The following is a 26,617-nucleotide window of genomic DNA, read 5'->3' on the forward strand; positions in this document are numbered from 1 at the left end:
AAGATTAATGGCGGCGTAAAATTCCGCCGCACGGTCCTGTCAGAATCGAGAGAAAGAAGAGCATGGCGGCGCTCAGCACCACGGCGGGGCCGGCCGGCAGCGAGAAGTGCCAGGAGAGCATCAGGCCCGCCAGCGCAGAGAGGGTTGCCATGAAGATGGCGATGGCCAGCATCGCCGCAAGATGACGGCTCCAGAAACGGGCGCTGGCAGCGGGTAACATCATTAAACCCACCGACATCAGCGTGCCCAGCACCTGAAAGCCCGCGACCAGGTTCAGCACCACCAGCATTAAAAACAGGCCATGCACCAGCGGCGCGCTCCATTTCCCCTGCGCCCGCAGAAAGTCACCGTCAAAGGCATCGATGACCAGGGGGCGATAGATCACCGCCAGCATGATCAGCGTAAAGGCCGCGATGCCACCGACCAGCAACAGCGCCGCGTTGTCGACCGCCAGCAGCGAGCCAAACAGAACGTGCAGCAGATCCACGCTTGAGCCGCGCAGTGAAACCAGCGTGACGCCCAGCGCCAGTGATCCAAGGTAGAATCCGGCAAAACTGGCATCCTCTTTCAATGGCGTGTAGCGACTGACTGCGCCAGAGAGCAGCGCGACCGCCAGCCCGGCAATCAGGCCGCCGATACCCATGGCCACCAGGGAGAGGCCGGAGATCAGATAGCCAATGGCCGCACCCGGCAGCACCGCATGGGATAAGGCGTCACCAATCAGGCTCATACGACGCAGCGAGAGGAACACACCGAGTGGCGTGGCACTGACGGCGAGCGCCAGGCAGGCCACCAGCGCTCGCCGCATAAAGCCAAATTCGATAAAAGGCTGAATCAGGGTCACGAGGCTCGACTCCGTGCCAGGACATCGGACCGGAAGGTATCGCTGAGATGATGTTCATCCATCGACAGGACGTTACTGAAGTAACGCGCCACCAACGGGCGGTCATGCAGCACCACCAGCAGAGTGGTACCTGCCTGCTGCTGCTGCTCCAGAATCGACATCAGCAGGGTAACCGTCTGGCTGTCTATGCCGTTAAAGGGTTCATCCAGCAGCCAGAGCGCGCTGCGCTGTAGCATCAGCCGGGCAAACAGGACGCGCTGAAGCTGCCCGCCCGAGAGGGTGGCCGGTTGCGCGTCCGCATAATCGCTCATCTGAACCGCCTCCAGCGCCTGCCCGATTTCCCGCCGCAGTGACCGGTTAATGCCGCCAAACCAGCCGCAGCGTGGCCAGCAACCCATGGAAACCAGTTCGAAGACCGTCAGCGGAAAGCGGGTCTCAAGTTCGGTGCGCTGTGGCAGCCAGCCGATATCCCGGCGTGCCACCTGCAGTTCGCAGCGTCCGCTTACCGGCGGCAGTAAGCCCGCAATGGTTTTCAGCAGGGTCGATTTCCCGCTGCCGTTTGCGCCGACCAGCGCAGTCATGGAGCCTGCTGCGAGCTGACCCGTGATCGCCGGGGTGACCCCCTCTCCCTGATAGCCTGCACGCAGTGCGTAAAATCGGATCATGCGCTGATCCCCCAATATATCGCGACAGCCAGCAGCGCGATGATCAGCAGGGCGACGCTCAGCCGTCCGCCCAGCGACATAAGTAATCCACTCTGACGCATCAGTTCACCAATATGTTATAACATAACAATAAGGATACCGGATGCAGCCTGCGGTTCAAGAGCGGAATGTGTTTCAAAAGGTATCGGGAATCCGGCCGCCCCAGAAACGTTTAAGCCACACCCGCCGCACCGCTTTGCTGGCAAAACTCAGAAAATGGCAGTTTTGTGCTTTACTGGCTTGCAAACCTGTTGCGTAAAACCAATGATAGGTTTATTAACGGTTAGGAGTAGACAAGATATGCTGTCACGGATTGAATGTGATATTGCGATGGGTGAAACAGACTGCGCAAAAATAGCTGAAGTTGTTCAGCGGAATATTCTCAAAATATCAGATTTGCTGACAGGGGATTTACGCTGGTACGCTCAGAATGCGCAGTTAGTACCAGACAGTTTAAAAATAATTTCCGTTGAATACCTGGATCTGAATAGTTTTAAATTACTTTACGATTTTCAGTGGAATTTATTTAGTCCCTGTCAGGATCTGAATGAAACGGTGACCCAAACGGAGCGGGTAAACTTTTACATTAAGCCCGGCGCGCTTGAGTTTGATGTGATAGACAACCAGCAACCCTCTCCGGGTGATGAATTGTAATATTTAGTAATTGAGATGAGCAGAACTAATGGTTTTACACTATCTTTAACGTATCCCGTTTAATAACCACCTGAAAGATCGCTTCCTGGCCGCTTTATCCGAACTCGCCGCCCTGCGGCAACTGTGCAAGCTATGGAGGGGAAAAAGATGGACGAATACTCACCAAAACGGCATGATATTGCCCAGCTGAAATACCTGTGTGAGAGCCTGTTTGACGACAGCATGGCAACATTGACTGACAGCCATCATGGCTGGGTAAATGATCCCACTTCTGAAAGCAATCTGCACCTGAACGATCTGATTGAACATATCGCTTCGTTCACCATGAATTACAAAATTAAACACGTTGAAGATGAAGCGCTGATTTCGCAAATCGATGAATATCTTGATGATACTTTTATGTTATTCAGTAACTACGGTATCAATAATCCTGATCTTCAGCGGTGGCAACGTTCAGCAAAACGCTTATTTAATCTGTTCACTGAAGAGTGCGCTTTTCTCCAGCAACCGAGCCATTCATTATAGTACAGACGTGAGAACGCTTTATTTATGAACAAAACACTGACAAAAACTGATTATTTGATGCGACTGCGTCGCTGTCGCTCCCTGGATACCCTGGAGCGGGTGATCGAAAAGAATAAGTACGAATTACCGGAAGATGAATTAGCGGTATTCTATTCGGCAGCTGACCATCGTCTGGCCGAGCTGACGATGAATAAGCTCTACGATAAAGTACCGGGTTCGGTCTGGAAGTTTGTCCGCTAATCTGCTCACCTGCATCTGACGGCATTGTCCCCACATTAAGTACCGGATATTCCTGCCTGCCGGCAAAGGATCGGCCCAGGCGGGTTTTGCCTGTCTGTCATACTGGGGAAGAAGTTTAGGGGGGGAAAGTGGTGGGGGCCCTGCCAGCTACATCCCGGCACACGCATCACCTGCTACGGCTGCTTCCTTCCGGATCTGACCGAGTTCACAAGCTAGCATTGCGGGAGAACCAACAGGGCCCCCATTGACAAGCCCTCTTTACGAGAGCGGGGGCATTATCTGGGAAGGGGCTGGCAATTGCAAGCGTCGTCGGGACAACCGTTGTTTTCTTGAACAACCGCCGCGTTGATGCTTTCACCATCGCCTCTGCATGATAAAGTTAACTCTCTTTTTCCTGATGAAATAAGCACATGAATCAGCCTGACACTTTCCAGCAACGCATCTGGCAAATTGTTGCCGCGATTCCATCCGGGTGCGTCACGACCTATGGCGATGTGGCACGACTGGCCGGTTCGCCGCGTGCGGCACGTCAGGTCGGCGGAGTGCTGAGCCGGTTACCCGAGGGAACCACCCTCCCCTGGCATCGTGTCGTCAATCGTCACGGCATGATTTCGCTTCAGGGCGACCAGCTGATACGACAGCGGGATGCACTGGAAGCAGAAGGGATTGTGGTGAGTGATGCCGGTGAGCTGGATCTTGAAACGTATCGCTGGCGATTTGATGGCTGAAAAACGGGGCGGCTCTGCCGCCCCGTTTGCACATTACAGACGGGTGGGTGCAGGCACCGCCGCAGAAGGCGTGACCTGAGTCGGTGATGTCGAAGGCACGGTGGTCGCTGCGCCTGGCTGGGTTGGCATCGCCATTGAAGGCACCGGTACCAGCAGCAGTTCGGCTTTGGTGCCGCCCTGATTGATGACCGGTTTTACGCTGTCAGTGACAAAGGCCAGCTTGCCGTCGATAGCGATGGCGGCGCTTAACAGAATGCGTGCATTTGGCTGGATGTCAGCCGGGTTAAACGGCAGCACAAACTGGAACGGCGCCTGTTTGCCTTCCGTCCGCACCACGCGTTGTGACAGCACTTTTGACGGGGCGTCGGCAACAGACGCATCTGACAGCGTCACGGTTAATACCGCATCCGGCGGCAGCGCGATGCGCTGGCGAATAAAGACTGAACCGCTGACGTTAGGCTGCGCAATCGCCGCCGTCTGTCCGGCTACCGCAGAACCCAACGTTGGTGTTGGCACAGGTTTACTCTTGTCGGCACAGCCCGCAACAGCAACCGCCATAACTACCCCACTGAACACATGCCACAGTTTCATTGATGTCGTCTCCATTTGATCAAAATGATTGTCGGCAGCGAATCCTGCTTACAGCGTTTCACTCGCCGTATGTCCTTAATGTTGGCACAAAAATGAAATTTTGCCTGGCACAGGCAAAGCGGAAAGTCTGATTGACGTCAACTGGTCCGATCTTTCACACTGAGCAGGTCACTATATTGAGGAACGCGCCATGAGTCAGGCACTGCAAAATCTGCTGAATTTATTAAATCTGGAAAAACTGGAAGAAGGTTTATATCGCGGCCAGAGTGAAGATCTTGGCCTGCGCCAGGTGTTTGGCGGTCAGGTGGTGGGTCAGGCGCTCTATGCCGCAAAGCAAACCGTCGCGACCGATCGGACGATTCACTCCTTCCACAGCTACTTTCTGCGGCCCGGCGACAGCCAGAAAGCGATTATCTACGACGTCGAAACTCTGCGTGACGGCAAAAGTTTCAGCGCCCGCCGGGTCAGTGCCATACAGAATGGTCAGCCTATTTTTTATATGACCGCCTCATTCCAGTCACCGGAAAGTGGCTTTGAGCATCAGAATGCGATGCCCCAGGTGGCAGGACCGGAAAATCTGGTCACGGAACAGGCGATGGCGCAGAAGATGGCGCACATGCTGCCGGAAAAACTGCGGGAGATATTTATCGCGGAACGTCCGCTGGAGATCCGCCCGGTGCAGATTCACAATCCGCTGCGCGGGCATGTGGACAAGCCTGAGCGCCAGGTCTGGATCCGGGCCAACGGTCCGCTGCCTGATGATCTGCGCATCCATCAGTATCTGCTCGGCTATGCGTCGGATCTCAATTTCCTGCCGGTTGCGCTGCAGCCACACGGCAAAGGCTTTTTAGAGGCGGATATGCAGGTCGCCACGATCGATCACTCGATGTGGTTCCATCGTCCGTTCGACTTTAGCGAGTGGCTGCTCTACAGCGTGGTAAGCACTTCAGCATCAGGTGCCAGGGGGTTCGTACGGGGTGAGTTCTACAATCAGCAGGGGGTGCTGGTCGCCTCTACGGTGCAGGAAGGGGTGATGCGCCAGCGAAGCGAATAAAAAAAGGGGCGATAGCTCGCCCCTTTTTCACTGTTTATACTCTCACGCATTACTGGTTGTAAGCGTTCTCGCCGTGGCTGTTAACATCCAGACCTTCGCGTTCGTGCTCTTCCGGTACGCGCAGACCGACAATCAGATCGGCCAGCTTGAAGCCGATGAAGGCCACCACGCCAGACCAGACGATTGTGACGCCGACGCTGAAGAGCTGAACCCAGACCTGATGGCCCATGGTCACACCCTGCGCATAACCGACGCCGCCCAGTGAAGAGGAGGCAAACACGCCCGTCAGGATACAGCCAACAATGCCGCAGACGCCGTGCACACCAAACACATCGCAGGGGTCGTCCACACGCAGCCATTTCTTCAGAGAGGTCACACCCCACAGACCCGCCAGTCCGCCAACCAGTCCGATAATCAGTGCACCGCCGACGCCAACATAACCACAGGCTGGGGTAATCGCGACCAGTCCGGCGATAAAGCCTGAACAGGCTCCCAGCAGAGAAGGCTTACCGCGCACCGCCCATTCGCCAAAGGTCCATGAGAGTACGGCACCCGCCGTTGCCACAACGGTGTTCAGGAACGCCAGTGCGGCAATTTCGTTTGCTGCTGAGGCAGAACCGGCGTTGAAGCCGAACCAGCCTACATAGAGGATCGCGGTGCCGGTGAAGACCATCGGCAGATTATGAGGTTTGAAAGCTTCTTTACCAAAGCCGGCACGTTTGCCAACCAGATACGCGCCCACCAGACCCGCTACCGCGGCGTTGATATGCACGACGGTACCGCCGGCGAAGTCCAGCGCGCCATCCTGCGCCAGGAAACCGCCCGCCCATACCATATGCGCGATAGGCAGGTAAGCCAGCGTCAGCCAGACACCGACGAAGATCAGTACGGCTGAGAAACGGATACGCTCTGCAATGGCACCCACAATCAGGCCCACGGTGATGCAGGCAAATGAGGCCTGGAACGCAACGTGGATATACTGATAGAAGCTGCCCATTACCGCGGTCAGCTGGATATTCTTCAGCATGGCCCAGCCAAATCCGCCAAAGAAGGCGTTACCTTCGCTGAACGCCAGTGAATAGCCGTAGACCATCCACAGGACGCACACCAGCGAGAAAGTGACGGCCACCTGCGTCAGCATCGACAGCACGTTCTTACCGCGAATCAGACCGCCGTAAAACAGCGCAATCCCTGGAATTGACATAAACAGCACCAGCGCGGTGCAAATCATCATAAATGCGTTGTCAGCCTTGTCCGCAACGGCAGGCGCAGCCATCGCGAGCGATGGTAACAGTGCCAGGCTGGTCAGGCCCAGCTTAGTCAGAACTTTATTCATTTTTATTCCATCCCATCACAATACTGAGTCGTAATTACAGAGCGGCTTCGTCGGTCTCGCCGGTACGAATACGAATGACGCGCTGCAGTTCAGCCACGAAAATTTTACCGTCGCCAATTTTTCCGGTGTAAGCCGCTTTACTGATGACATCCACAACTTCGTCCAGCTGATCGTCGGCAATAGCGATATCAATTTTGACTTTCGGCAGGAAGTTCACGCTGTACTCTGCGCCCCGATAGAGCTCGGCATGCCCCTTCTGGCGGCCAAACCCTTTCACTTCGGAGACGGTCAGTCCCTGAATGCCGATAGAGGACAAAGCTTCACGCACATCCTCCAGCTTGAATGGCTTAATTACGACGGTAACCAGCTTCATTGGATCCCCTCCAGCAAGTAAATAGGTAACGTTTACGGACACACAGGGAGATAAGCAAAGGCTGTGCCAGTTAGTAAAAGCGGTGATAATCAGTGGGTCAGGCGGGATGGAGCAAGGAGAGGCTTTGCAGTGGCTCTGAAAAGGGGGAAAAGGAGAAAGCCGGTCAGCGCATCGGGATGCACTCCTTTGGTGCTTCAGGCGTCAAAGGAGTGCATTTATACAGATTAGTCCGATAAAGCTGCGCAAAAAAGGTGCAGGTCAGGCTTCCGCGGTGGCAGGCACGCCCGACGCGAGATCATCTCCGGCCTGCTGAAGCTGATACATCTGCCAGTAGCGGCCCTGCATCGCCAGCAGTTGCTGGTGCGTGCCCTGCTCGACCACCCGGCCGCGATGGAGGACCAGGATTTTATCGGCGTCGATAATGGTGGAGAGACGGTGAGCAATCACCACCAGCGTGCTGTGCTGACGCAGTCTGGCCAGCGTCTGCTGAATCGCCTGTTCCGTGCCGGAGTCAATATTAGCCGTGGCTTCATCCAGAATCAGTATCTGCGGCAGATCGACCAGCACCCGCGCCAGCGCCAGCAGCTGCTTCTGCCCGACCGACAGGTTATTCCCCTGCTCACCCAGCCGGGTGTGAATTCCCTCCGGCAGAGCCTGTGCCAGGGGCGCCAGCCGGACCTGTTCCAGCACCGTCCAGACCGCCTCTTCGCTGATATCACGGCCCAGCCGGACATTGGCCAGCAGCGTATCCGCCAGCACCACCGGGTCCTGCTGCACCATGGCGATCCCTTGTCGCAGCACGCTATGGCTCAGATCCCCAATCGGCCGGTCATCAATGCGGATCTCACCGCGCGTCACCGGGTAGTAGCCCATTAGCAGGTTTGCCAGCGTGCTTTTGCCGCTGCCGGTATGTCCGACCAGCGCCACAAATTCGCGCGGCGCCACCTCAAGATTGATGTCACTGAGCACATCGCGGTTTTCACGGTAGGCGAAACTCAGATTGTTCAGCGAAATGCGGCCGGAAGCCAGCGGCTGCTGGCTGTCGCCATACTGCTGCTGCGCGGCATCCATGAGTTCAAAGATGCGCTCACCGGAGACCACCGCCTGCTGCAACATCGACTGCTGTGTGGTCAGCTCAATCAGCGGCTCATTCAGGCGTCCCAGATAGGTGATGAAGGCATAGAGCACACCGACTTCAAAAACGCCGGGCACGGAGAAGCTGAACAGAACCAGCAGGCCGCACAGCACCATCGCGGAAAAGAGGCTCAGCAACGGGCGCAGCAGAAAGCCGTCGAGACGCAGCGTTTCCATCCGCGCCAGGTAGTGAGAGCGACTGGCCTCGCCCATCCGCTCGCCGAAGCGGGCCTGCTGACGAAACTGCTGGATCACGCTCATGCCGCTGATCACTTCGTTAAAGCCGTTGTTGATATCGGCCAGATAACCGCGAACCCGGCGGGCGATCGGCGTGCTGAAGCGCTGATAGATCACCATCACCATCAGCACCAGCGGGAAGATCATCATCGCCACCAGCGCCATGCGCCAGTCAAGGCTGAACATCGCCACCATCATGGCCCCGACCAACGCGGCACTGCGCAGCACGGTTGAGACCACCGTGACGTAGAGATCGCGGATGACTTCGGTGTCGTTGGTCACGCGTGAAATAATCTGACCGACCGGCTGGGTATCGAAGGCGCTCAGCGGCTGACAGAGCGCGGCATTCATCACATCGCTGCGTAACCGCTGCACCACGCCGATCGCCGCCCGGTTGAATAACAGCGCCTGCCAGTAGTGGAGCGCGGCGGCCAGTAGCTGAAGCAGAATGAAACTGACCAGCAGGCCGGCGACCAGCCCCCAGGGCATCTGATGTTTCGCCACCAGATTGTCGATAAAGTAGCTGACCAGCACCGGTCCGGTCACCTCAGCAGCGGCCGCGATCCAGAGCAGGCCGACGGCCAGCGACAGGGATTTACGCCAGGGCTTACCGTAGCTCAGCAGGCGCTTCAGGGTAGGCCACAAGCGGGCAGACTTAGCCATGCGGCACTCCTTTCTCATTTTCATCATCATCCAGTGCGGCTTCCAGCTGCTGATAACGGAACATATCCCGATACCAGCCGGGCGTTCCGCTCAGCGTATCGTGGTCGCCGCGCTGGGCGACGCTGCCCTGCTGCATCACCAGAATTTCACTGGCTTCCGTCAGCGCCGATAAGCGGTGCGCGCTGATAATCAGCGTGCGTCCCTCTCCCCAGATGCGCAGGTTATGCAGAATTTCATGTTCGGTACGGCCATCCACCGCAGAAAGCGCGTCATCCAGAATCAGGATTTCGGCATTCAGCAGCAGTGCCCGGGCAATGGAAAGGCGCTGCTTCTGTCCACCGGAGAGCATCACACCCCGCTCCCCGACCTCCGTTTCATAACCCTGTGGCAGGCGCAGGATATCGTCATGCACGCAGGCGAGCCTGGCGGCCTGTTCGATCTCCTGCCGGGTCGCGCCCGGTTTCCCCAGCGCAATGTTATTAGCCACGCTGTCAGAGAAGAGGAACGGCGTCTGGCTGACCACCGCCAGGCGGCTGCGCCAGCTGTCGAGCCGCAGCTGCGGCAGCGGAATCTGGTGGTAGCGGATATCCCCCTGCTGAATGTCAAAGTGGCGCTGAATCAGGCTGAGCAGCGTGCTTTTGCCGCTGCCGGTCGGGCCGCACAGTCCCAGCATCTCACCAGGTTTCAGCTGAAAGCAGACATCGCTTAACACCGGCGCCGTGCTGGCCGGATAGTGAAAGGCTCGAATCGCCACCTGAAGCGTTCCGGGGTCAGGCGGCAGCGTTTTGTCACCATCTTCCACCGCCGGTGCTTCCGCCAGCAGCGCGCCGATGCGGCTCCACGCGGCGCTGCCGCGTTCGACAATATTAAACATCCAGGCCAGCGCCAGCATGGGCCAGATCATCAGGCCGAGATACATCACGAAGCTGGTGAGCTGACCCAGCGTCATCTGATCATGCCACACCAGCCAGCTGCCGCCGCCAATCGCCAGCAGGTTTGAAAAGCCGATGGCGATATAGATAGTAGGATCGAAACGGGCATCAACCCGCGCTACGCGCAGGTTTTTCTCACCGGTGTCGCGGGCGATAGCGGAAAACTGCTGTGACTGATGCTGCTCAAGCCCAAAGGCTTTGATCATGCGGATGCTGGTCAGGCTCTCCTGCGTCTGGTCGTTAAGGCTGGAAAAGGCTGCCTGAGCCAGCTTAAAGCGATCGTGCAGTTGATTACCGTAACGATGGATGACGATCGCCATCACCGGCATCGGCACCAGCGAGAGCAGCGTCAGCTGCCAGCTGATCTGGGTACTCATCACCAGCAGCACGCCACAGCCCATAACCAGCGAATCCACCAGCGTCAGCACCCCTTCCCCGGCAGCAAACACCACCCGATCCACATCGTTGGTGGCGCGCGCAATCAGGTCACCCGTGCGATGGCGCAGATAAAATGCCGGTTGCTGACGACTCAGCTGACGATAAAAATCTTCACGCAGCTCGACCGCCAGCTGGTAGGAGGCGCCAAACAGCAGCACGCGCCAGACATAGCGCAGCAGATAGACCACGACCGCCGTTGCCAGCATGACCCCAATCCACATCATGATGCGACCGGTACTCATGGTGTCGCCTGTCACGCCGTCAACAATGATCCCCACCACATGCGGCGGCAGCAACTGCAGAACAGCAATAACAATCAGCAGGATGACCGCGCCCAGATAGCGTCGCCACTCCCGCAAAAAATACCAACTTAACTGACTGAATAATCGCACAGCGCTGTTCTCAATCTCAGGCCCCCAGAGGGGCAACGGGTAAAGCCGTGGTGTATTTAATCTCTTCCATGGCGAAGCTGGAGGTCACATCGATCAGGCCGGGCACGCCGTTGACTAATCGCTTATAGAAAGCATCATAGCTTTTCATGTCGGCCACCTGAATGCGCAGCAGGTAGTCATACTCGCCTGCCATACGGTAAAAGGCCATCACCTCCGGCATGCTATTGACCACCGAGACAAAGGTCTGATACCAGTCACGGCTGTGCTGCTGGGTTTTAACAAACATAAACGCCGTCAGTGACAGGCCGATTTTGTCACCGTCCAGTAACGCCACCCGCGCGCGAATAATGCCATCATCTTCCAGTTTTTTCAGTCGCTTCCAGCAGGGCGTGGTCGTGAGATTGACGGCATCTGCCAGCGCCTGCAGCGACAGCGTGCAGTCCTGCTGCAGCAGCGCAAGCAGCTTAAGGTCAGTTTTGTCTAACATTCGCGTCTCCGGGAGAATCATTTTCTCCATTAACGCGATTTTAGCGGTAATTTTGCAATCTCTTTTTCCTGCACGTGCCATAAAATAGCCGGACTGTTTATAACCGGATGACTGAGATGCAGACCTGCTGGATTCGCCACGCTATCAACGAAATTAACGCCGATTTTCAGCGATCGGCCGAGACGCATCTGATCCGTTTCGATCTGGCGGATTTTCCCGGCATCTGGTTCTACCTGAAAGATGAGAGTACCCATCCCAGCGGCAGCCTGAAGCATCGCCTGGCGCGCTCCCTGTTTCTTTATGGCCTCTCTAACGGCTGGATTAAACAGGATACGCCGATTATTGAAGCCTCGTCAGGCAGCACGGCTGTTTCTGAGGCCTACTTCGCACGGCTGCTGGGACTGCCCTTCATTGCGGTGATGCCAGCCAGTACGGCAAAACGGAAAATTGAGCAGATCGCCTTTTATGGCGGGCGGTGTCATTTTGTCGAGGATTCCTGCCAGCTCTACGCGGAATCTGAGCGGCTGGCGCGTGAACTGAACGGCCACTTTATGGATCAGTTTACCTATGCTGAGCGTGCAACCGACTGGCGCGGCAATAACAACATCGCGGAGAGCATTTTCCGTCAGATGCAGCATGAACCCTACCCGATCCCTCATACGGTGATTATGAGTGCAGGCACCGGCGGCACCTCCGCCACGCTGGGGCGCTACATCCGCTATCAGGGACTCGAAACGAAACTGCTGGTGGTCGATCCCCAGCACTCGGTGTTTTTCGATTACTGGCAGCAGCGTGATGCCACCCTGACCAGCACCCGTGGCAGCCTGATCGAGGGGATTGGCCGTCCGCGGGTCGAGCCGTCATTTATGCCCGATGTGATCGACGAAATGATCAAAGTGCCGGACGGCGCAACGCTGGCCGCGATGCTGAAACTGGAAAAGATTCTGGGACGCAAGCCGGGTGCCTCTACCGGCACCAACTTCTGGGGCATGATGCAGGTGGCGAAACGCTTACGGGCGGCAAATCAGTCGGGCGCGCTGGTCACGCTGTTATGTGACAGTGGCGAACGCTATCCCGACAGCTACTATCAGCCGGAATGGGTGGCAAAACATATCGGTGATATCACGCCGTGGCAGCGCGAGCTGGCGTAAAAAACCGGACTTCCAGTCCGGTTCACGGCAATCCTCAGCATTCGGGGGAATACGCGAGGTGGGGTGTCGCCAGCCAGTGATTTAAATAATGGGACACCGCCTGTGTCCCGCAATGCCCTAACACCGGCAGATGCGGAAGCGCCCTCTTTAACTGCGCCATCGCATTGCCCATGATGAAACCCTGCCCGGCCTGAGCCAGCATCTCGCGATCGTTCATCGCATCCCCGAACGCCATACACTCCGCCATGGTCAGGGAGAGGTGGTCACACAGCAGCGCCAGCGCGCTGCCCTTGTTGCAGTTTGCGGGCAACACTTCCAGACAATCCTCCGCAGAGAAACAGATGTTGACCTGATCGCCCAGCACGGCATCCAGCTGCGTTTTAAGCTGACACAGGTGCTGATGCCGATCGATGAAGCAGATTTTTGTTACCTGATGCGCGGGCAGCGTTTTAAGGTCGCACAGCTGATAGCCAAATCCGCTCATCTGATGCGCCACAAGCAGTTCAGGCTGCGGCCGGTCGGTAAACCAGCCCTGATCGTTAAAGATGTGCATCGTGGCAGTCGTCTCCCAGTGACGATGGATCACCTCTTCGGCGACGGCAGAAGGCAGATCGCATCCAAATAGCCGCGTACCCTGCCGGTCATGTATGCGGGTGCCATTCCCCGTGATAAGCCAGGCGGGCAGAATCATTTTTTCCCGCAGAATCTGCATCTCCAGCAGGTGGCGGCCCGTCGCCAGCGCGAGATGAAGACCCCGTGAATGTAACGCCTGAAGACTCTCCAGTGTCTGCTGTCCCAGCTGGTGATCCGGCAACAGCAATGTGCCATCCATATCGAACGCGGCTAAACGCATCATGACTCTCCTCCTGCTGAAAAGATGAGTCCCACTATTGCCTGTTAATTACGGAACTAATAGTGAATACTTTTAAAAAATTGTTCCGGGTTTATGATGCGCGAACTTCACCGTATTCATCAGTTTCAGCGGCTGTGGCAGCAGAGTCAGGGGGCGCCTCAGCAGACCTGCGTGGCGGAGATGGCCCGTCACTGCATCTGCAGCGAGCGTCATCTGCGCACGCTGCTGTCACACTGGCAGCAGGCGGGCTGGCTCAGCTGGCGGGGTGAAGCGGGCCGGGGTAAACAGGGTCAGGTCACTTTTCTGCGCACGCCTGAAGCGTTGCGTCAGCAGCTGCTGCAACGGCAGCTCGATACCGGCGCGGCCGCAGACGCCTTGCAGCTGCTGGATCTGCCGCCGGAGCGGCTGATGACTCTGCTGCGGCCGATGATGGGGGGACAGTGGCAGAACGATACGCCGGTGCTGCGCATCCCCTACTATCGCCCGATGGAGAGCACCGCGCCGCATCAGATTACCGGTCGGGCTGAACAGCATCTGGTGCGCCAGATCTACTCCGGCCTGACCCGCTTTGAGCAGGATGCACCGGTCGGCGATCTGGCTCATCACTGGCAGCACGATGAAACGGGATGTCACTGGCTATTCTGGTTACGGCCTCAGCTGAGGTGGCACAACGACGAGCCGGTTCAGGCGGAGCAACTGGTGTCACAGTTTCGTCAGCTGTTGCAGGAACCGCGCGTCGCACTGCTGCTGGCCGATGTGGAGAGCGTGGAGGCGCCGCATCCGCTGGCCCTGCGTTTTGTGCTGCGGCAACCTGATTTCTGGCTACCGCACCGGCTGGCGCATCTGCTGTGCCTGCTGCCCCATCCCGATCATCCCGCCATCGGCAGCGGTCCGTGGAAACTGCGTCACTTCAGCCCTGAACTGGTCAGGATGGAGAGTCATGCGCAGTGGCACCTGCAGCGTCCGCTATTGCAGGCGGTGGAGTACTGGATTACGCCACAACTGTTCGACCCCCGCCTGGGCAGCAGCTGTCGTCATCCGGTGCAGATCGCCATCGGCGATGCCGCCGAGCTTAAGACGCTGCAACCGGTCAGCAACAGCATCAGTCTCGGTTTCTGCTATCTTCTCTGCCGCCCGCGTGACGGATTTACTGCCGAACAGGCGCGCAGCGTTTTCCATCTGATCCAGCAAAGCGGCATCGTCAGCCGGCTGCCTCTTGATGAAGGCTTAATTACGCCCAGCAACGAGCTGTTGCCTGGCTGGCCGGTGCCGCCGATCGAGGCGGTGCCTGGCCCCTTGCCCGCCACGCTGACACTCCACTATCAGCTGCCGGTTGAGCTGCATCAGATGGCGCAGGCGTTATGTGAATTACTCAGGCAGCACGGCTGTCACCTCCGGGTGATTTTTCATCCGGTCAAAAGCTGGCAAACCATTCATCAGCTTGATGAGGCCGACCTGGTGATGGGCGATCGACTGATTGGCGATGCCCCGGTGTTTACACTGGCGACCTGGCTGGCACTGGATCCGCTGTGGCGGCCTCTGTCAGCGACCCCGCAGGGCAAAGCGGTACAGAGACAGCTGCTGGCTATCCAGCAGATTACTGACGGTCAGGCCCGCTCCCGCGCGCTGCATCAGCTTTATCATCAGCTGATGGCGGACGGCATTCTGCTGCCGCTGTTCAACTATCGCTACCAAATCTACGCGCCGCCCGGCGTCGAAGGGATTGAACTCAATACGCTGGGCTGGTTCGATTTCAGCCGCGCATGGATTCCGCCGCCGATTGATCCGCCGTGCAGCTGTTCAGCGGCGGAATGAGGCATTACCATAAGCGCAAAATTACTTATCAGGGAAATGCCATGAAACGCGCTGTTGTTGTTTTCAGCGGTGGACAAGATTCCACAACCTGCCTGGTTCAGGCTTTAGCACTTTATGATGAGGTGCACTGCGTCACCTTCGATTACGGACAACGCCATCGGGAAGAGATTGAGGTGGCCCGGGAACTGGCTATCAGGCTGGGTGCGCGCGCACATAAAGTGCTGGATGTCACCATGCTGAACGAACTCGCCGTCAGCAGCCTGACGCGCGATAGCATTCCGGTACCCGCCTACAATCCTGACGCCACCGGATTACCGAGTACTTTTGTCCCGGGTCGCAATATTCTCTTTCTGACGCTGGCCTCGGTTTATGCCTATCAGGTAGAGGCCGAAGCGGTGATCACGGGCGTCTGCGAAACCGATTTTTCCGGCTATCCCGATTGCCGCGATGAGTTTGTTAAAGCCATGAACCAGGCGGTCACGCTGGGCATGGCGCGCACTCTCCGCTTCGAGACGCCGCTGATGTGGCTCAATAAGGCGGAAACCTGGGCGCTGGCGGACTACTGGCAGCAACTGCCGCTGATTCGCGAAGAGACGCTGACCTGCTATAACGGCGTGAAAGGTGACGGCTGCGGTGAGTGTGCAGCCTGTCATTTACGGGCCAACGGCTTACAGGGTTATCTCAGCGATCGTGCGGGCGTGATGGCCGCAATGAAAGCAAAGAGCGGCCTTAACTGAGGCCGACAGCGATGGCGGCAGCGATCGGGTTTGCCGCCTTTTTTCTCTCATGCCATCAGACGCATCAGTCGCTCCCGCAACGCCCCTTCCAGGGTGACCGCCTTCTGGGTGCGCAAATCGATGCAGACGAAGGTCAGCGCAGCATCCGCAACCACTGTCTCCTGGCCTGCCAGCAGCACCCGCTGTGCGATGACGCCACTCCTGCCATTTAACTGCGTAATCTCACTGTCGATGGTGAGTACGTCGCCCAGTACGGCCGGGCGACGGTAGTTGATGTTAATATTGACCACCACAAACGCCAGTTTCTGCTCCTGCAGCCAGTGGAATGCTTCAGCCTCTTCCAGCCATTGCCAGCGCGCCTCCTCAAGAAATTCAAGATAACGCGCATTGTTGACGTGCTGATAGACATCCAGATGGTAGCCGCGCACTTTTATGGTGGTCTGCATGGTCATGCTCTCCTGCTTTGAGTGAACTGGTTGGACCTGTTCACTTTAGCAGAGCCGCCGGTTCAGCGCGGGTTATGCATCACAGATGCGTGTTGCCTCACAATTTCAGCCGGCCTGCATTACGTTCTATCAGCGCATTCCCGATCCCCGGCACTTCGCTGAGTTGCTGGATCGCGCTGAACGGTCCGTACTGTTCGCGATAGCTGACAATGGCCTGGGCCTTTTTCAGACCCACGCCGTTCATCACGGCAGAGAGCTGTTCCGCCGTCGCATCGTTGATGCTGACCTGACCCGGCTGAGCAACGTCGCTGATCGCTTTTTCCGGCGCAGGCAATGCGTTCTGGCTGATGGACGTGCTGGCAGGATCGGGGGCCGCAGCAACGCTGCTGTGGCAGAACGCGCCGCCCAGCGCGAGTGAGAGATAGAGGGCAACGACTTCATGTTTAGCCATGCTGTGTTTCTCCTTGTGTGTAAACAGCAGCGACAGCGTGTCACGACGGTGCACAAGGCACAAAAGCGGGATTTCAGAAATGGAAAAGGCCGCGAATGCGGCCTTGGGTTATTACAGTGGTTTCGCGGTTTCTGCGAGACTTACTACATTTGTGCGGCTGCGCCGTACTTGATTTTTGCCTCTTTGCGCAGATTTTGCAGTAACGCTTCAAAGGTCAGCTGGGCATTGTTCTGCGTGACACCTTTGACCATTTCATCAATCTGCGCCTGTGGCATGGTGCCGGTTTTCACCTTATCCACGGCCACCAGCACCACGTTGCCCTGCATATCTTCGCTCACGCCCCATGATGGTTTGTTATCTGCAGGCTGAGGCAGATTAAAGGCAGCCTGTGCCACCGGATCCTGCACGTTGCGATCGACCGTTTTACTGGCGCTCAGCGTCAGGCCTGCTGCGGTCAGCGCATCCTGCTTACCGGCTTTAAGCGCATCCAGCAGTTTGTCCGCCTGGGCTTTCGCCTGCTGCGTCGCTTTATCATGCTTCAGCGTGTCGGTGATCTGCGCCTTAACCTGATCCAGCGGTTTTACCGCTTCCGGTTTGTGATCGCTGATACGCAGCACAAAGGCGCGGTCGCCATCCACGCTGATGATATCGGAGTTATTACCCGGCGCACCGTTCTGTCCCACCAGGCCACCGTTGAAGATAGCCTGCTTCACCGGATCAAAATTAAGCGCGTCTGGCAGTGAATCCTGACTGAACCAGCCGGTTTCCTGCGCCTTCAGACCGGAAGCCTGCTCGGCACCCGCCAGTGACTCATTATCGTTGCTCGCCGCTTCGCTGACTTTCTGCTGCAGTTTGTAGAAGGCATCAACGCCCTTCTCCTGCTTCACTTTCGCGGCAATCGCGCTGTGAACGTCAGCCAGCGGCTTAACCTGCTCTGCCTGGATATCGTCAAGACGCACGACCAGGAAGCCCACTGACGACTTGATCACACCCGACATCTGGCCTTTCTCTGTCAGGCCCGCATTTTTCAGCTCATCCGGTGTGGTTGACGGTTCCAGCCAGCCCATGTCGCCGCCCTTACGCGCGGAGATAGGGTCAATGGATTTGGCTTTTGCCACGTCCGCGAAAGAGGCGCCCGCTTTCAGCTGAGCCAGAACGGCATTAGCATCCGCTTCCGTTTTGGTCTGGATTACGCTGTAGCGGGTACGCTGTGGCTGCGTGTAGTCCGCTTTATGCTGATCGTACCAGGCCTGAATATCCGCCTCGCTGGCATCCTGCTGCATGCTGGCGGCATCCATCAGGATATAGCTGACGCGGAACTGCTCTGGTGCCATAAAGCTGCTTTTATGCTGCTGATAATACTGGCTGATTTCGTCATCGGTGACGGTCTGTTTCGCCGCCAGCGCGTTCACATCCAGCGTCGCCTGACGGATATCACGCTGCTGGGACACCAGGTCCACCAGCCGGCTCGCTTCGCCTTTCAGCGTGAAGTCGGTATTGGCAACGGCATTGATCAGCTGTTGATTGGAGAGCTGTTTACGCAGCGCTTCAGCATACTGGTCAGCACTGAAACCCATGCTGCCGATCAGATTGAGGTATTTCGCATTATCGAATTTACCGTTGGTCTGAAAAGCCTGCTGGTTGAAGATAGCCTGTTTGACCTGATCGTCACTGATGCTGAGGTGGAGATCTTTGATATAGCTGTCAAGCAGCGCCCGGTCGATTAACTGAGACAGCGCCTGCTGACGCATCTGCTGCATGTAACCGTCGTTGCTGGCCAGCTGCGAGAACTGGTCACCCAGCATCTGCTGCTGACGGCTGCGTTCGCTGTTGAACGCCTGCTCCAGCTGCGCGCGGCTAATCTCCTGACCGTTTACTTTGGCCGCATAGTCGTTATTGCCGCCAATCAGATAGTTGCCAACGCCCGTCAGCACAAAGGAGAGGATAATCAGCCCCAAAATAATCTTGAGCACGACATGGTTCGACGCCGCGCGTAAATTGTCCATCATGGTATGGCAACACTCCGCTGTAGTGTGAATGTAAAGCCCGGTCGCCCTTCGCCTCTGGCTGGCGACTCACGCAACTGCTGGCTTAGCTGGCAGTCTCAATCCGGTCCAGGTCCATCTAAAGGCCCGATTTTCACCGATTAAAACAAAAAAGGCACATCTCATTGATGTGCCCGTATGTTACATGAGAACGCGTTCATCGTCCTCTCATCCACTGAAGAAAATGCGTCAATGAATCTGTTCGTTATTCTTAATTGACTGCGTCTTTCAAGGCTTTACCGGCACGGAAACCTGGCACTTTACCGGCCGGGATCGTGATCTCTTTACCGGTTTGCGGGTTACGGCCAGTACGCGCAGCACGGTCACGTACAGAGAAAGTACCGAAACCGACCAGAGCCACTTCATCACCGTCTTTCAGCGCATCAGAAACAGAGCCCATAAATGCATCTAAAACACGTCCCGCTGCCGCTTTAGAAATGTCAGCATCAGCAGCAATTTTGTCGATCAATTGTGACTTATTCACTCTCTTCATCCCCTCTTTTATTATTTCACATCGTACCCCGGCTTCCCGCCGGGTACGAACGCGCAGCAAGTTATATCAAGCCTGTGGAGCCGAAACAACGGAATTTCTCTGAGAACGTCATGCCGGCAGCCCCCTAAATTAGCGGCACAAAAAAAAGCTGGCAAGCGTCAATTGCCTTGCCAGCTTCGCTTTTTAACGGTTTATGCCGCTAATCACTATTTTGCTGTTGCGACCTGCATACCGTATGGCGCATTTTCCAGTGCCAGATTCAGCACTTCTTCAATGCGTTTCACCGGATGAATCGCCAGATCGGCAATCACGTTCTGAGGAATATCTTCCAGATCACGCTTGTTGTCGTCCGGGATCAGTACGGTTTTGATGCCACCACGGTGTGCAGCCAGCAGTTTCTCTTTCAGGCCGCCAATCGGCAGCACCTGACCACGCAGGGTGATCTCACCGGTCATCGCCACATCGGCGCGCACCGGGTTACCGGTCAGACAGGAGACCAGCGCGGTGCACATCGCGATACCGGCACTTGGGCCATCTTTTGGCGTCGCGCCTTCCGGAACGTGAACGTGAATATCACGTTTTTCGTAGAAGTCACCATTGATGCCCAGCTTCTCGGCACGGGCACGCACCACGGTCAGCGCAGCCTGAATCGACTCCTGCATCACTTCACCCAGCGACCCCGTATAAGTCAGCTTGCCTTTACCTGGCACACAGGCGGTTTCGATGGTCAGCAGATCGCCGCCCACTTCGGTCCAAGCCAGTCCGGTCACCTGACCGACACGGTTTTCGCTGTCAGCACGGCCATAGTCGAAGCGCTGAACGCCCAGGAAATCCTTGAGGTTCTCGCCATCGATGGTGATGTGCTTTTTCGTCTTGTCCATCAGCAGTGACTTCACCGCTTTACGGCACAATTTCGACAGCTCACGCTCAAGGCTACGCACCCCGGCTTCGCGGGTGTAGTAGCGAATGATGCCAATGATGGCGCTGTCTTCAACCGTAATCTCACTGGCTTTCAGGGCGTTACGCTCAATCTGCTTCGGCAGCAGATGCTGCTTAGCGATGTTCAGTTTTTCATCTTCGGTGTAACCCGACAGACGAATGACTTCCATACGGTCAAGCAACGGAGCCGGAATATTCATGGAGTTTGACGTGGCCACGAACATTACATCGGAGAGGTCATAGTCGACTTCCAGGTAGTGATCGTTGAACGCAATGTTCTGTTCCGGATCGAGGACTTCCAGCAGCGCCGACGCCGGATCGCCACGCATGTCCGAGGACATCTTGTCGATTTCATCCAGCAGGAACAGCGGGTTTTTCACCCCGACTTTTGCCATTTTCTGAATGAGTTTACCTGGCATTGAGCCGATGTAAGTACGACGGTGACCACGGATTTCCGCTTCGTCACGCACGCCACCCAGTGCCATACGCACATATTTACGTCCGGTCGCTTTGGCGATCGACTGACCGAGGGACGTTTTACCTACCCCTGGCGGTCCGACCAGGCAGAGAATCGGCCCTTTGATTTTGCTAACGCGACTCTGAACCGCAAGATACTCGAGAATACGATCCTTCACGCGCTCCAGGCCGTAGTGATCGGTATCCAGTGTCTCCTGCGCTTTACGCAGATCTTTCTTCACTTTGCTGCGCGCGTTCCACGGAACCTGCACCATCCAGTCGATGTAGCCACGCACCACGGTCGCTTCCGCCGACATCGGAGACATCATTTTCAGCTTCTGCAGCTCAGCTTCGGCTTTCTCACGCGCCTCTTCCGGCATTTTTGCCGCGTCGATTTTGCGTTTTAACGCTTCATATTCGTCCGGCGCGTCATCCATCTCGCCCAGTTCTTTCTGAATCGCCTTCATCTGCTCATTCAGATAGTACTCGCGCTGGCTCTTCTCCATCTGCTTCTTAACACGGTTGCGAATACGCTTCTCAACCTGCAGCAGATCGATTTCAGATTCCATCATCGCCATCAGATATTCCAGACGTTCGTTAACGTCGGACATCTCCAGCACAGACTGTTTGTCTGCCAGTTTCAGTGGCATATGTGCAGCAACGGTGTCGGCAAGGCGCGCCGCATCGTCAATATTGTTCAGTGAGGTCAGGACCTCAGGTGGGATCTTTTTATTCAGTTTGATGTAGCCTTCAAACTGGTTGATCGCCGTGCGCACCAGTACTTCCTGCTCGCGCTCTTCAATTTCCGGCGAAACCAGGTATTCAGCTTGTGCCACAAAATGGTCACCGTTATCGGCCAGCGTCGTGATATGGGCGCGCTGTAAACCTTCGACCAGAACTTTGACGGTGCCATCCGGCAGTTTCAGCATTTGCAACACTGATGCCACGGTCCCTACTGAAAAGAGATCGTTAATGCCAGGTTCATCCGTTGAAGCCTCTTTCTGTGCGACCAGCATGATTTTTTTATCATGATCCATTGCGGCTTCAAGGCACCGAATTGATTTTTCCCGGCCAACAAACAACGGAATTACCATGTGCGGATAAACCACCACGTCGCGCAGCGGCAACACGGGGATTTCAATGCGTTCAGAACGCTCAGGATTCATAGAGCTCTCTCTTTGTTTAATGTCCGCCAGGTGATGGGAACCGCATCAGGCAGGTATGCAGTTAAACCCACAGGTATCTGAGTATATGGGGATGATTGTCTGACATTCAACGTCACAGAGGCGAGAAAAGCAAAAGGGGAAACATTTTCCCCTTTTTTAAGATAACAATGTGGACGATCTGTTTAATTATTCGCCAGATGCCTGCGCTTCGTGCTTACCGTAAATCAGCATCGGTTCAGACTGACCGTCAATAACTGACTCATCAATCACTACTTTTTCGACGTCATCCATAGAAGGCAGGTCATACATCGTTTCCAGTAACGCACCTTCAACGATCGAACGCAGACCACGTGCACCGGTTTTACGTGACATCGCTTTTTTCGCAATAGCGGTTAACGCCTCGTCACGGAACTCCAGCTCAACGCCTTCCAGGTTGAACAGCGCCTGGTACTGTTTGGTCAGGGCATTCTTCGGCTCACGCAGAATCTGAATCAGGGCTTCTTCACTCAGCTCGCTCAGGGTCGCCACAACAGGCAGACGACCGATGAACTCAGGGATCAGACCAAATTTGATTAAATCTTCAGGTTCACACTGTGAAAGCAGTTCGCCTTCGCTGGCTTTCTGCGATTTCCCTTTCACGGTTGCGCCGAAGCCGATACCGGATCCGGTTTCAACACGCTGCGAGATCACTTTGTCCAGACCGGCGAATGCGCCGCCACAGATAAAGAGAATTTTAGAGGTATCAACCTGCAAAAATTCCTGCTGAGGATGCTTACGTCCGCCCTGCGGTGGAACCGCAGCCACAGTACCTTCAATCAGCTTCAGCAGCGCCTGCTGAACACCTTCGCCTGACACGTCACGGGTAATCGACGGGTTATCAGACTTACGTGAAATTTTATCGATTTCATCGATGTAGACGATGCCGCGCTGCGCTTTCTGCACGTCATAGTCACACTTCTGCAGCAGCTTCTGGATGATGTTTTCGACATCTTCCCCCACATAACCCGCTTCAGTCAGCGTGGTGGCGTCAGCCATGGTAAACGGCACATCCAGCAGGCGCGCCAGCGTCTCAGCCAGCAGCGTTTTACCACTACCGGTCGGACCAATCAGCAGAATGTTACTTTTGCCCAGCTCAATACCGTTGCTGGTATCGCCATTGCGCAGACGTTTGTAGTGGTTGTAAACCGCAACCGCCAGCACTTTCTTCGCTCTCTCCTGACCGATGACATAATCATCAAGGTGATGGCGAATTTCATGTGGGGTTGGCAACGCACTGCGTTCACGATGCGGGGCAACTTCTTTGATCTCTTCGCGAATGATGTCGTTGCACAGGTCAACACACTCATCGCAGATATACACTGACGGCCCGGCAATCAGCTTTCGCACTTCATGCTGGCTTTTGCCGCAAAAAGAGCAGTACAGCAACTTTCCTGAACCGTCTTTGCGCTTATCTGTCATCAGTTAACCTCTTCCTGTTCTCAGGCCGTACCTGCGTACGGCGCAGGCCGTGCAGTGACGGCCGAAATTCATTCAACCCGTAATAGTACCGTTGTCCTGTTAACTATAGACCAGGGACAAGGGTAAGTCGGGTCTTATTGGCGATGCGTCAGAATTGAATCGACTAAGCCATACTCTACCGCTTCACTGGCAGAGAGGAAACGGTCACGCTCGGTGTCGCGCTCAATTTCTTCCAGCGATTTACCGGTGTGCTCAGCCATCAGCTCATTCATACGCTGTTTCACCTTCAGGATCTCGCGCGCATGGATTTCAATGTCTGACGCCTGGCCCTGATAGCCGCCCAGCGGCTGGTGGATCATGACGCGTGAGTTTGGCAGGCAGAAACGTTTACCTTTGGTCCCCGCGGTCAGCAGGAAAGCGCCCATGGAACAGGCCTGGCCCATACAGATGGTGCTGACGTCCGGCTTGATGAACTTCATGGTGTCGTAAATCGACATGCCAGCCGTGATCACGCCGCCCGGTGAGTTAATGTAGAGATAGATATCTTTTTCCGGGTTTTCCGCTTCCAGAAACAGCATCTGCGCGACGATCAGATTCGCCATATGGTCTTCGACCTGGCCGGTCAGGAAGATCACACGCTCTTTCAGCAGACGGGAGTAAATGTCGTAAGAACGCTCACCACGCGAAGTCTGTTCAACAACCATTGGCACCAGCGCATTGTGCGGTGCAGTATATTCACGATCGCCACTGTATGACATTACCGTCTCCTGGATAAATTTCATTGGCAACATTCTGTACCGATTCTACGAAAGACGCGCGGGAAACTCCACGCCGCGTCTCTTTCCGACACCTTCAGGACGGTTAATCAGCCAGCCTCACTCTTCTTCCTGCATACTCCCTATATCTGGGGATAGTGCACGCCTGTTTCAAGCATAACAATCTTTTCCCTGTTCGCTAACCCGGAAAAAGCGATGCGTGAATAATTTGCTGGTTAATTAAGCAAATAGAGGGGAAGAATCGCGTGCTGCGCGTCAAAACAAAAAAGCCCGCGACTTTTCAGTCACGGGCTTAGCACATACCGTTAAAGGTCTGATCAGGCCTGAGCGGTCTGGTTCATCAGATCCTGGAAGTTGGTCTCTTTCTCGGTCACTTTCGCTTTCGCCAGGACCGCTTCAACCGCCTGCTCTTCCAGCGCAACGTTGCGCATGTTGTTCATCAGCTCGTTATTCTTGCTGTAGAACTCAATCACTTCCTGCGGATCTTCATACGCAGAAGCCATCTCTTCGATCATGGTGTTAACGCGTGCTTCATCCGCTTTCAGCTCATGGGTACGAATCACTTCGCCCAGCAGCAGGCCGACAACAACACGGCGTTTCGCCTGCTCTTCGAACAGTTCGCGAGGCAGTTCCAGCGCCTGCTGCTCGTTGCCACCAAAACGCTGTGCAGCCTGACGACGCAGAACGTCGATTTCGCTATCAACCAGCGCAGCAGGAACGTCGATTTCGTTAGCCGCAACCAGACCGTCGATCGCCTGAGATTTGATGCGGTTACGGATAGCGCCTTTCAGCTCACGATCCATGTTCTTACGGACTTCAGTGCGCAGACCGGCAACAGAACCATCTTCAACGCCGAAACGTTTGATGAACTCTTCAGTCAGTTCTGGCAGCTCGCGCGTTTCAACTTTCTTCAGCACGATCTCGAACTTCGCGTCTTTCCCTTTCAGGGTTTCTGCGTGGTAGTCGTCCGGGAATTTCACGTCAATGGTGAACGTCTCGCCCGCTTTATGACCCACGATGCCTTCTTCAAAGCCTGGGATCATGCGGCCCTGGCCCATGGCCAGAACGAAATCAGAGGCTTTGCCGCCTTCGAACTCTTCGCCGTCAACGGAACCGTTGAAGTCGAGGGTCGCGCGATCTTCTGCACCGGCCGCTGCGTCGCTTTCAATCCAGTTAGCCTGCTGCTTGCGCAGAGTATCCAGCATGGTGTCAACGTCAGCATCGGTAACTTCAACCAGAGGTTTTTCGACTTCGATGTTTTCCAGGCCTTTCAGCTCAACTTCCGGATAGACTTCGAACTCAACCGCGTAGGTGAAATCCTGACCTTCTTTGTACTCGCCTGGCACGTAGTTAGGTGCGCCAGCCGGGTTGATTTTTTCTTTGATGATGGCGTCAACGAAGTTGCGCGTCATCAGCTCGCCCAGCACGTCCTGGCGGACAGAAGCGCCGTAACGCTGTGCGACGATGTTCATCGGCACTTTGCCTTTACGGAAACCATCGATGCGAACTTTCCTGGCAACGTCAACCAGTTCTTTTTTTACTGCGCTTTCGATGCTGTCAGCAGCGACAGTAATCGTAATGCGACGGCCCAGGCCCTGAGTGGTTTCTACAGAAACTTGCATCTTGTTACCTCAAAAAATCACGTGCTCGGTCAACTTCAGACACCACACATCGTGAAATGCGCCGTATCCAACAACCGGGACGGCTTCCGTGAAGAGAACCTGATCCCTGTTACCAGAAGCGTCCCGAAGACATTCCGGAAAAATAGACGCAGCATTATAGCGGCATCGCTGGAATGAGTCGAGGATGGTAACTCACCACTTTTCAGCAGCTTTGCTGCTTTTTTGAGCCAGGGATCGCGTTTTTCGCTAAATAAACGAAAAAACGGCCCGCAGGCCGTTTCAGAGAAGGGAGATCAGGCGAGGGTTCCGGCCCCACGACAGTTCGGCGAAGCCAGCACGGTATCCTGCAATCCTTCCCACTCTTTCAGTGTGTAGGTGTGCAGGGCTAAGGCATGGACGCTGCCGGCGAGTTCTGCCGCCAGTTCGCCATAAATCAGACGGTGACGCGCCAGAAAGCGCTGGCCTGCAAAGCAGTCGCTGACAATAACCACTTTGAAGTGACTTTCGGAACCGGCAGGCACATTATGCCGGTAACTTTCGTCATGCACTTCCAGATGAGCTGGCTGAAATGCCACACGCAGCTTTTCTTCTATTTGTTCGCGGATCATGGCTATTACTCCTCAATGGCGAGCGCGGTGCCCCATCTCATTCAATCTTAGTCGCTTTTACTGCGCTTACCCGTCAGCCGACACGAAATATTCGCTCAGGCGTCGGCCAGCTTCCGGCGCGCATCATAACGCAGCTGAAACGAACAGCAAACAGACCCGCCAGTGACCCCGCGCAAAACATCTTCAGAGACAATTTCCCCTGGCGCAGGGCTTTTTTCACTGCCGGGCAATGCTATGATGAACGCCATTTTTGCAAACCAACCCCCTGA

Annotated in this window: 26 protein-coding genes and 1 other RNA gene; 8 read left to right on the top strand and 19 right to left on the bottom strand. The window is 55.8% G+C overall.

Annotation, left to right across the window (positions count from 1 at the left end; genetic code table 11):
• Positions 1 to 4 precede the first annotated feature (4 nt).
• Together F3I47_RS06045 and F3I47_RS06050 are read right to left on the bottom strand one after the other, a co-directional pair.
• On the bottom strand, positions 5 to 844 hold the full coding sequence (locus F3I47_RS06045; RefSeq protein WP_009091667.1) for a metal ABC transporter permease: 840 nt from the start codon (positions 842 to 844) through the stop codon (positions 5 to 7).
• Positions 841 to 1,509 (bottom strand): metal ABC transporter ATP-binding protein, encoded by a 669-nt coding sequence (locus F3I47_RS06050; protein ID WP_009091668.1) that lies wholly within the window; start codon positions 1,507 to 1,509, stop codon positions 841 to 843. The genes F3I47_RS06045 and F3I47_RS06050 overlap by 4 nt, the downstream gene beginning before the upstream one ends.
• 339 nt (positions 1,510 to 1,848) lie before the next feature.
• On the opposite strand from F3I47_RS06050, the gene F3I47_RS06055 reads away from it, so the two are divergent.
• From F3I47_RS06055 to F3I47_RS06065, 3 genes are all read left to right on the top strand, one after another.
• Entirely contained in the window at positions 1,849 to 2,202 is a 354-nt protein-coding gene (locus F3I47_RS06055) for a hypothetical protein (RefSeq protein WP_150029366.1), read from the top strand.
• Positions 2,203 to 2,349: 147 nt separating this feature from the next.
• Complete coding sequence (gene tomB / locus F3I47_RS06060; RefSeq protein ID WP_046101364.1) at positions 2,350 to 2,727, top strand: Hha toxicity modulator TomB; 378 nt, start codon at positions 2,350 to 2,352, stop codon at positions 2,725 to 2,727.
• 24 nt (positions 2,728 to 2,751) lie between these two features.
• Positions 2,752 to 2,967 (top strand): HHA domain-containing protein, encoded by a 216-nt coding sequence (locus tag F3I47_RS06065; RefSeq protein WP_003850458.1) that lies wholly within the window; start codon positions 2,752 to 2,754, stop codon positions 2,965 to 2,967.
• Between the two features lie 138 nt (positions 2,968 to 3,105).
• On the opposite strand, the gene ffs is transcribed toward F3I47_RS06065, so the two are convergent.
• Positions 3,106 to 3,202: signal recognition particle sRNA small type (gene ffs / locus F3I47_RS06070), an RNA gene on the bottom strand.
• A gap of 175 nt (positions 3,203 to 3,377) precedes the next feature.
• On the opposite strand from ffs, the gene F3I47_RS06075 reads away from it, so the two are divergent.
• Positions 3,378 to 3,695 (top strand): MGMT family protein, encoded by a 318-nt coding sequence (locus F3I47_RS06075; RefSeq protein WP_111207332.1) that lies wholly within the window; start codon positions 3,378 to 3,380, stop codon positions 3,693 to 3,695.
• A gap of 33 nt (positions 3,696 to 3,728) precedes the next feature.
• On the opposite strand, the gene F3I47_RS06080 is transcribed toward F3I47_RS06075, so the two are convergent.
• Positions 3,729 to 4,286, bottom strand: coding sequence for a YbaY family lipoprotein (locus F3I47_RS06080; RefSeq protein ID WP_058956361.1), 558 nt, complete (start codon positions 4,284 to 4,286; stop codon positions 3,729 to 3,731).
• A gap of 190 nt (positions 4,287 to 4,476) precedes the next feature.
• Between F3I47_RS06080 and tesB the strand changes: the two genes are divergently transcribed.
• Positions 4,477 to 5,340: an acyl-CoA thioesterase II gene (gene tesB, locus F3I47_RS06085; RefSeq protein ID WP_140923306.1), complete on the top strand. Its 864-nt coding sequence runs from the start codon at positions 4,477 to 4,479 to the stop codon at positions 5,338 to 5,340.
• A gap of 49 nt (positions 5,341 to 5,389) precedes the next feature.
• On the opposite strand, the gene amtB is transcribed toward tesB, so the two are convergent.
• From amtB to F3I47_RS06110, 5 genes are all read right to left on the bottom strand, one after another.
• A complete protein-coding gene (gene amtB, locus F3I47_RS06090) occupies positions 5,390 to 6,676 on the bottom strand; it encodes an ammonium transporter AmtB (protein ID WP_009091680.1) in 1,287 nt (428 codons plus the stop codon).
• Between the two features lie 34 nt (positions 6,677 to 6,710).
• Positions 6,711 to 7,049 carry a P-II family nitrogen regulator gene (gene glnK / locus F3I47_RS06095; RefSeq protein WP_003850469.1) on the bottom strand — a complete coding sequence of 113 codons (339 nt, stop codon included), beginning with the start codon at positions 7,047 to 7,049 and terminating at the stop codon, positions 6,711 to 6,713.
• Positions 7,050 to 7,307: 258 nt separating this feature from the next.
• On the bottom strand, positions 7,308 to 9,083 hold the full coding sequence (locus F3I47_RS06100; protein WP_150029365.1) for a SmdB family multidrug efflux ABC transporter permease/ATP-binding protein: 1,776 nt from the start codon (positions 9,081 to 9,083) through the stop codon (positions 7,308 to 7,310).
• Complete coding sequence (locus F3I47_RS06105; protein WP_140028179.1) at positions 9,076 to 10,845, bottom strand: SmdA family multidrug ABC transporter permease/ATP-binding protein; 1,770 nt, start codon at positions 10,843 to 10,845, stop codon at positions 9,076 to 9,078. The genes F3I47_RS06100 and F3I47_RS06105 overlap by 8 nt, the downstream gene beginning before the upstream one ends.
• Before the next feature lie 16 nt (positions 10,846 to 10,861).
• Entirely contained in the window at positions 10,862 to 11,332 is a 471-nt protein-coding gene (locus F3I47_RS06110) for an Lrp/AsnC family transcriptional regulator (protein WP_046101361.1), read from the bottom strand.
• Positions 11,333 to 11,448: 116 nt separating this feature from the next.
• On the opposite strand from F3I47_RS06110, the gene F3I47_RS06115 reads away from it, so the two are divergent.
• Complete coding sequence (locus F3I47_RS06115) at positions 11,449 to 12,483, top strand: PLP-dependent cysteine synthase family protein (protein WP_150029364.1); 1,035 nt, start codon at positions 11,449 to 11,451, stop codon at positions 12,481 to 12,483.
• A gap of 34 nt (positions 12,484 to 12,517) precedes the next feature.
• Here F3I47_RS06115 and cof read toward each other — a convergent pair whose 3' ends face one another.
• Entirely contained in the window at positions 12,518 to 13,339 is an 822-nt protein-coding gene (gene cof, locus F3I47_RS06120; protein WP_058956364.1) for an HMP-PP phosphatase, read from the bottom strand.
• Between the two features lie 93 nt (positions 13,340 to 13,432).
• Between cof and F3I47_RS06125 the strand changes: the two genes are divergently transcribed.
• Both F3I47_RS06125 and queC read left to right on the top strand, forming a co-directional pair.
• Complete coding sequence (locus F3I47_RS06125; RefSeq protein ID WP_150029472.1) at positions 13,433 to 15,151, top strand: SgrR family transcriptional regulator; 1,719 nt, start codon at positions 13,433 to 13,435, stop codon at positions 15,149 to 15,151.
• 41 nt (positions 15,152 to 15,192) lie between these two features.
• Complete coding sequence (gene queC, locus F3I47_RS06130) at positions 15,193 to 15,888, top strand: 7-cyano-7-deazaguanine synthase QueC (protein ID WP_009091692.1); 696 nt, start codon at positions 15,193 to 15,195, stop codon at positions 15,886 to 15,888.
• Positions 15,889 to 15,935: 47 nt separating this feature from the next.
• Here the strand turns inward: queC and F3I47_RS06135 are convergent, their stop codons facing one another.
• The 9 genes from F3I47_RS06135 to bolA all read right to left on the bottom strand — a co-directional run bounded on the left by F3I47_RS06135 (position 15,936) and on the right by bolA (position 26,348).
• A complete protein-coding gene (locus tag F3I47_RS06135) occupies positions 15,936 to 16,334 on the bottom strand; it encodes a thioesterase family protein (RefSeq protein ID WP_009091695.1) in 399 nt (132 codons plus the stop codon).
• 97 nt (positions 16,335 to 16,431) lie between these two features.
• The gene (locus F3I47_RS06140) at positions 16,432 to 16,785 is read right to left on the bottom strand and encodes a helix-hairpin-helix domain-containing protein (protein WP_033736593.1); all 354 of its coding nucleotides are present in this window, start codon (positions 16,783 to 16,785) and stop codon (positions 16,432 to 16,434) included.
• 143 nt (positions 16,786 to 16,928) lie between these two features.
• Positions 16,929 to 18,794 (bottom strand): peptidylprolyl isomerase, encoded by a 1,866-nt coding sequence (gene ppiD, locus F3I47_RS06145; protein WP_150029363.1) that lies wholly within the window; start codon positions 18,792 to 18,794, stop codon positions 16,929 to 16,931.
• A gap of 247 nt (positions 18,795 to 19,041) precedes the next feature.
• Positions 19,042 to 19,314 (bottom strand): nucleoid-associated protein HU-beta, encoded by a 273-nt coding sequence (gene hupB / locus F3I47_RS06150; RefSeq protein ID WP_009091701.1) that lies wholly within the window; start codon positions 19,312 to 19,314, stop codon positions 19,042 to 19,044.
• 215 nt (positions 19,315 to 19,529) lie between these two features.
• Positions 19,530 to 21,884, bottom strand: coding sequence for an endopeptidase La (lon, locus tag F3I47_RS06155; protein WP_046101355.1), 2,355 nt, complete (start codon positions 21,882 to 21,884; stop codon positions 19,530 to 19,532).
• 186 nt (positions 21,885 to 22,070) lie between these two features.
• The gene (gene clpX / locus F3I47_RS06160) at positions 22,071 to 23,342 is read right to left on the bottom strand and encodes an ATP-dependent protease ATP-binding subunit ClpX (protein ID WP_009091705.1); all 1,272 of its coding nucleotides are present in this window, start codon (positions 23,340 to 23,342) and stop codon (positions 22,071 to 22,073) included.
• A 134-nt stretch (positions 23,343 to 23,476) separates the two neighbouring features.
• Positions 23,477 to 24,100 (bottom strand): ATP-dependent Clp endopeptidase proteolytic subunit ClpP, encoded by a 624-nt coding sequence (gene clpP, locus F3I47_RS06165; protein ID WP_009091707.1) that lies wholly within the window; start codon positions 24,098 to 24,100, stop codon positions 23,477 to 23,479.
• 335 nt (positions 24,101 to 24,435) lie between these two features.
• The gene (gene tig / locus F3I47_RS06170) at positions 24,436 to 25,740 is read right to left on the bottom strand and encodes a trigger factor (protein WP_009091709.1); all 1,305 of its coding nucleotides are present in this window, start codon (positions 25,738 to 25,740) and stop codon (positions 24,436 to 24,438) included.
• A 293-nt stretch (positions 25,741 to 26,033) separates the two neighbouring features.
• The gene (gene bolA / locus F3I47_RS06175; RefSeq protein ID WP_008924895.1) at positions 26,034 to 26,348 is read right to left on the bottom strand and encodes a transcriptional regulator BolA; all 315 of its coding nucleotides are present in this window, start codon (positions 26,346 to 26,348) and stop codon (positions 26,034 to 26,036) included.
• Positions 26,349 to 26,617: the final 269 nt, after the last annotated feature.

Origin of the sequence: Pantoea sp. M_10, from assembly GCF_008631515.1 — a bacterium.
Taxonomy (GTDB): Bacteria; Pseudomonadota; Gammaproteobacteria; order Enterobacterales; family Enterobacteriaceae; genus Pantoea; species Pantoea anthophila.

Coding starts and splice junctions, on each gene's coding strand:
- F3I47_RS06110 (WP_046101361.1), bottom strand. CDS start 11,332: ATGTTAGACAAAACTGACCTTAAGCTGCTTGCGCTGCTGCAGCAGGAC.
- F3I47_RS06075 (WP_111207332.1), top strand. CDS start 3,378: ATGAATCAGCCTGACACTTTCCAGCAACGCATCTGGCAAATTGTTGCC.
- cof (WP_058956364.1), bottom strand. CDS start 13,339: ATGATGCGTTTAGCCGCGTTCGATATGGATGGCACATTGCTGTTGCCG.
- F3I47_RS06065 (WP_003850458.1), top strand. CDS start 2,752: ATGAACAAAACACTGACAAAAACTGATTATTTGATGCGACTGCGTCGC.
- F3I47_RS06100 (WP_150029365.1), bottom strand. CDS start 9,083: ATGGCTAAGTCTGCCCGCTTGTGGCCTACCCTGAAGCGCCTGCTGAGC.
- F3I47_RS06135 (WP_009091695.1), bottom strand. CDS start 16,334: ATGCAGACCACCATAAAAGTGCGCGGCTACCATCTGGATGTCTATCAG.
- tesB (WP_140923306.1), top strand. CDS start 4,477: ATGAGTCAGGCACTGCAAAATCTGCTGAATTTATTAAATCTGGAAAAA.
- amtB (WP_009091680.1), bottom strand. CDS start 6,676: ATGAATAAAGTTCTGACTAAGCTGGGCCTGACCAGCCTGGCACTGTTA.
- F3I47_RS06115 (WP_150029364.1), top strand. CDS start 11,449: ATGCAGACCTGCTGGATTCGCCACGCTATCAACGAAATTAACGCCGAT.
- lon (WP_046101355.1), bottom strand. CDS start 21,884: ATGAATCCTGAGCGTTCTGAACGCATTGAAATCCCCGTGTTGCCGCTG.
- F3I47_RS06125 (WP_150029472.1), top strand. CDS start 13,433: ATGCGCGAACTTCACCGTATTCATCAGTTTCAGCGGCTGTGGCAGCAG.
- clpX (WP_009091705.1), bottom strand. CDS start 23,342: ATGACAGATAAGCGCAAAGACGGTTCAGGAAAGTTGCTGTACTGCTCT.
- F3I47_RS06140 (WP_033736593.1), bottom strand. CDS start 16,785: ATGGCTAAACATGAAGTCGTTGCCCTCTATCTCTCACTCGCGCTGGGC.
- F3I47_RS06055 (WP_150029366.1), top strand. CDS start 1,849: ATGCTGTCACGGATTGAATGTGATATTGCGATGGGTGAAACAGACTGC.
- F3I47_RS06050 (WP_009091668.1), bottom strand. CDS start 1,509: ATGATCCGATTTTACGCACTGCGTGCAGGCTATCAGGGAGAGGGGGTC.
- ppiD (WP_150029363.1), bottom strand. CDS start 18,794: ATGATGGACAATTTACGCGCGGCGTCGAACCATGTCGTGCTCAAGATT.
- glnK (WP_003850469.1), bottom strand. CDS start 7,049: ATGAAGCTGGTTACCGTCGTAATTAAGCCATTCAAGCTGGAGGATGTG.
- tomB (WP_046101364.1), top strand. CDS start 2,350: ATGGACGAATACTCACCAAAACGGCATGATATTGCCCAGCTGAAATAC.
- tig (WP_009091709.1), bottom strand. CDS start 25,740: ATGCAAGTTTCTGTAGAAACCACTCAGGGCCTGGGCCGTCGCATTACG.
- F3I47_RS06080 (WP_058956361.1), bottom strand. CDS start 4,286: ATGAAACTGTGGCATGTGTTCAGTGGGGTAGTTATGGCGGTTGCTGTT.
- clpP (WP_009091707.1), bottom strand. CDS start 24,100: ATGTCATACAGTGGCGATCGTGAATATACTGCACCGCACAATGCGCTG.
- queC (WP_009091692.1), top strand. CDS start 15,193: ATGAAACGCGCTGTTGTTGTTTTCAGCGGTGGACAAGATTCCACAACC.
- bolA (WP_008924895.1), bottom strand. CDS start 26,348: ATGATCCGCGAACAAATAGAAGAAAAGCTGCGTGTGGCATTTCAGCCA.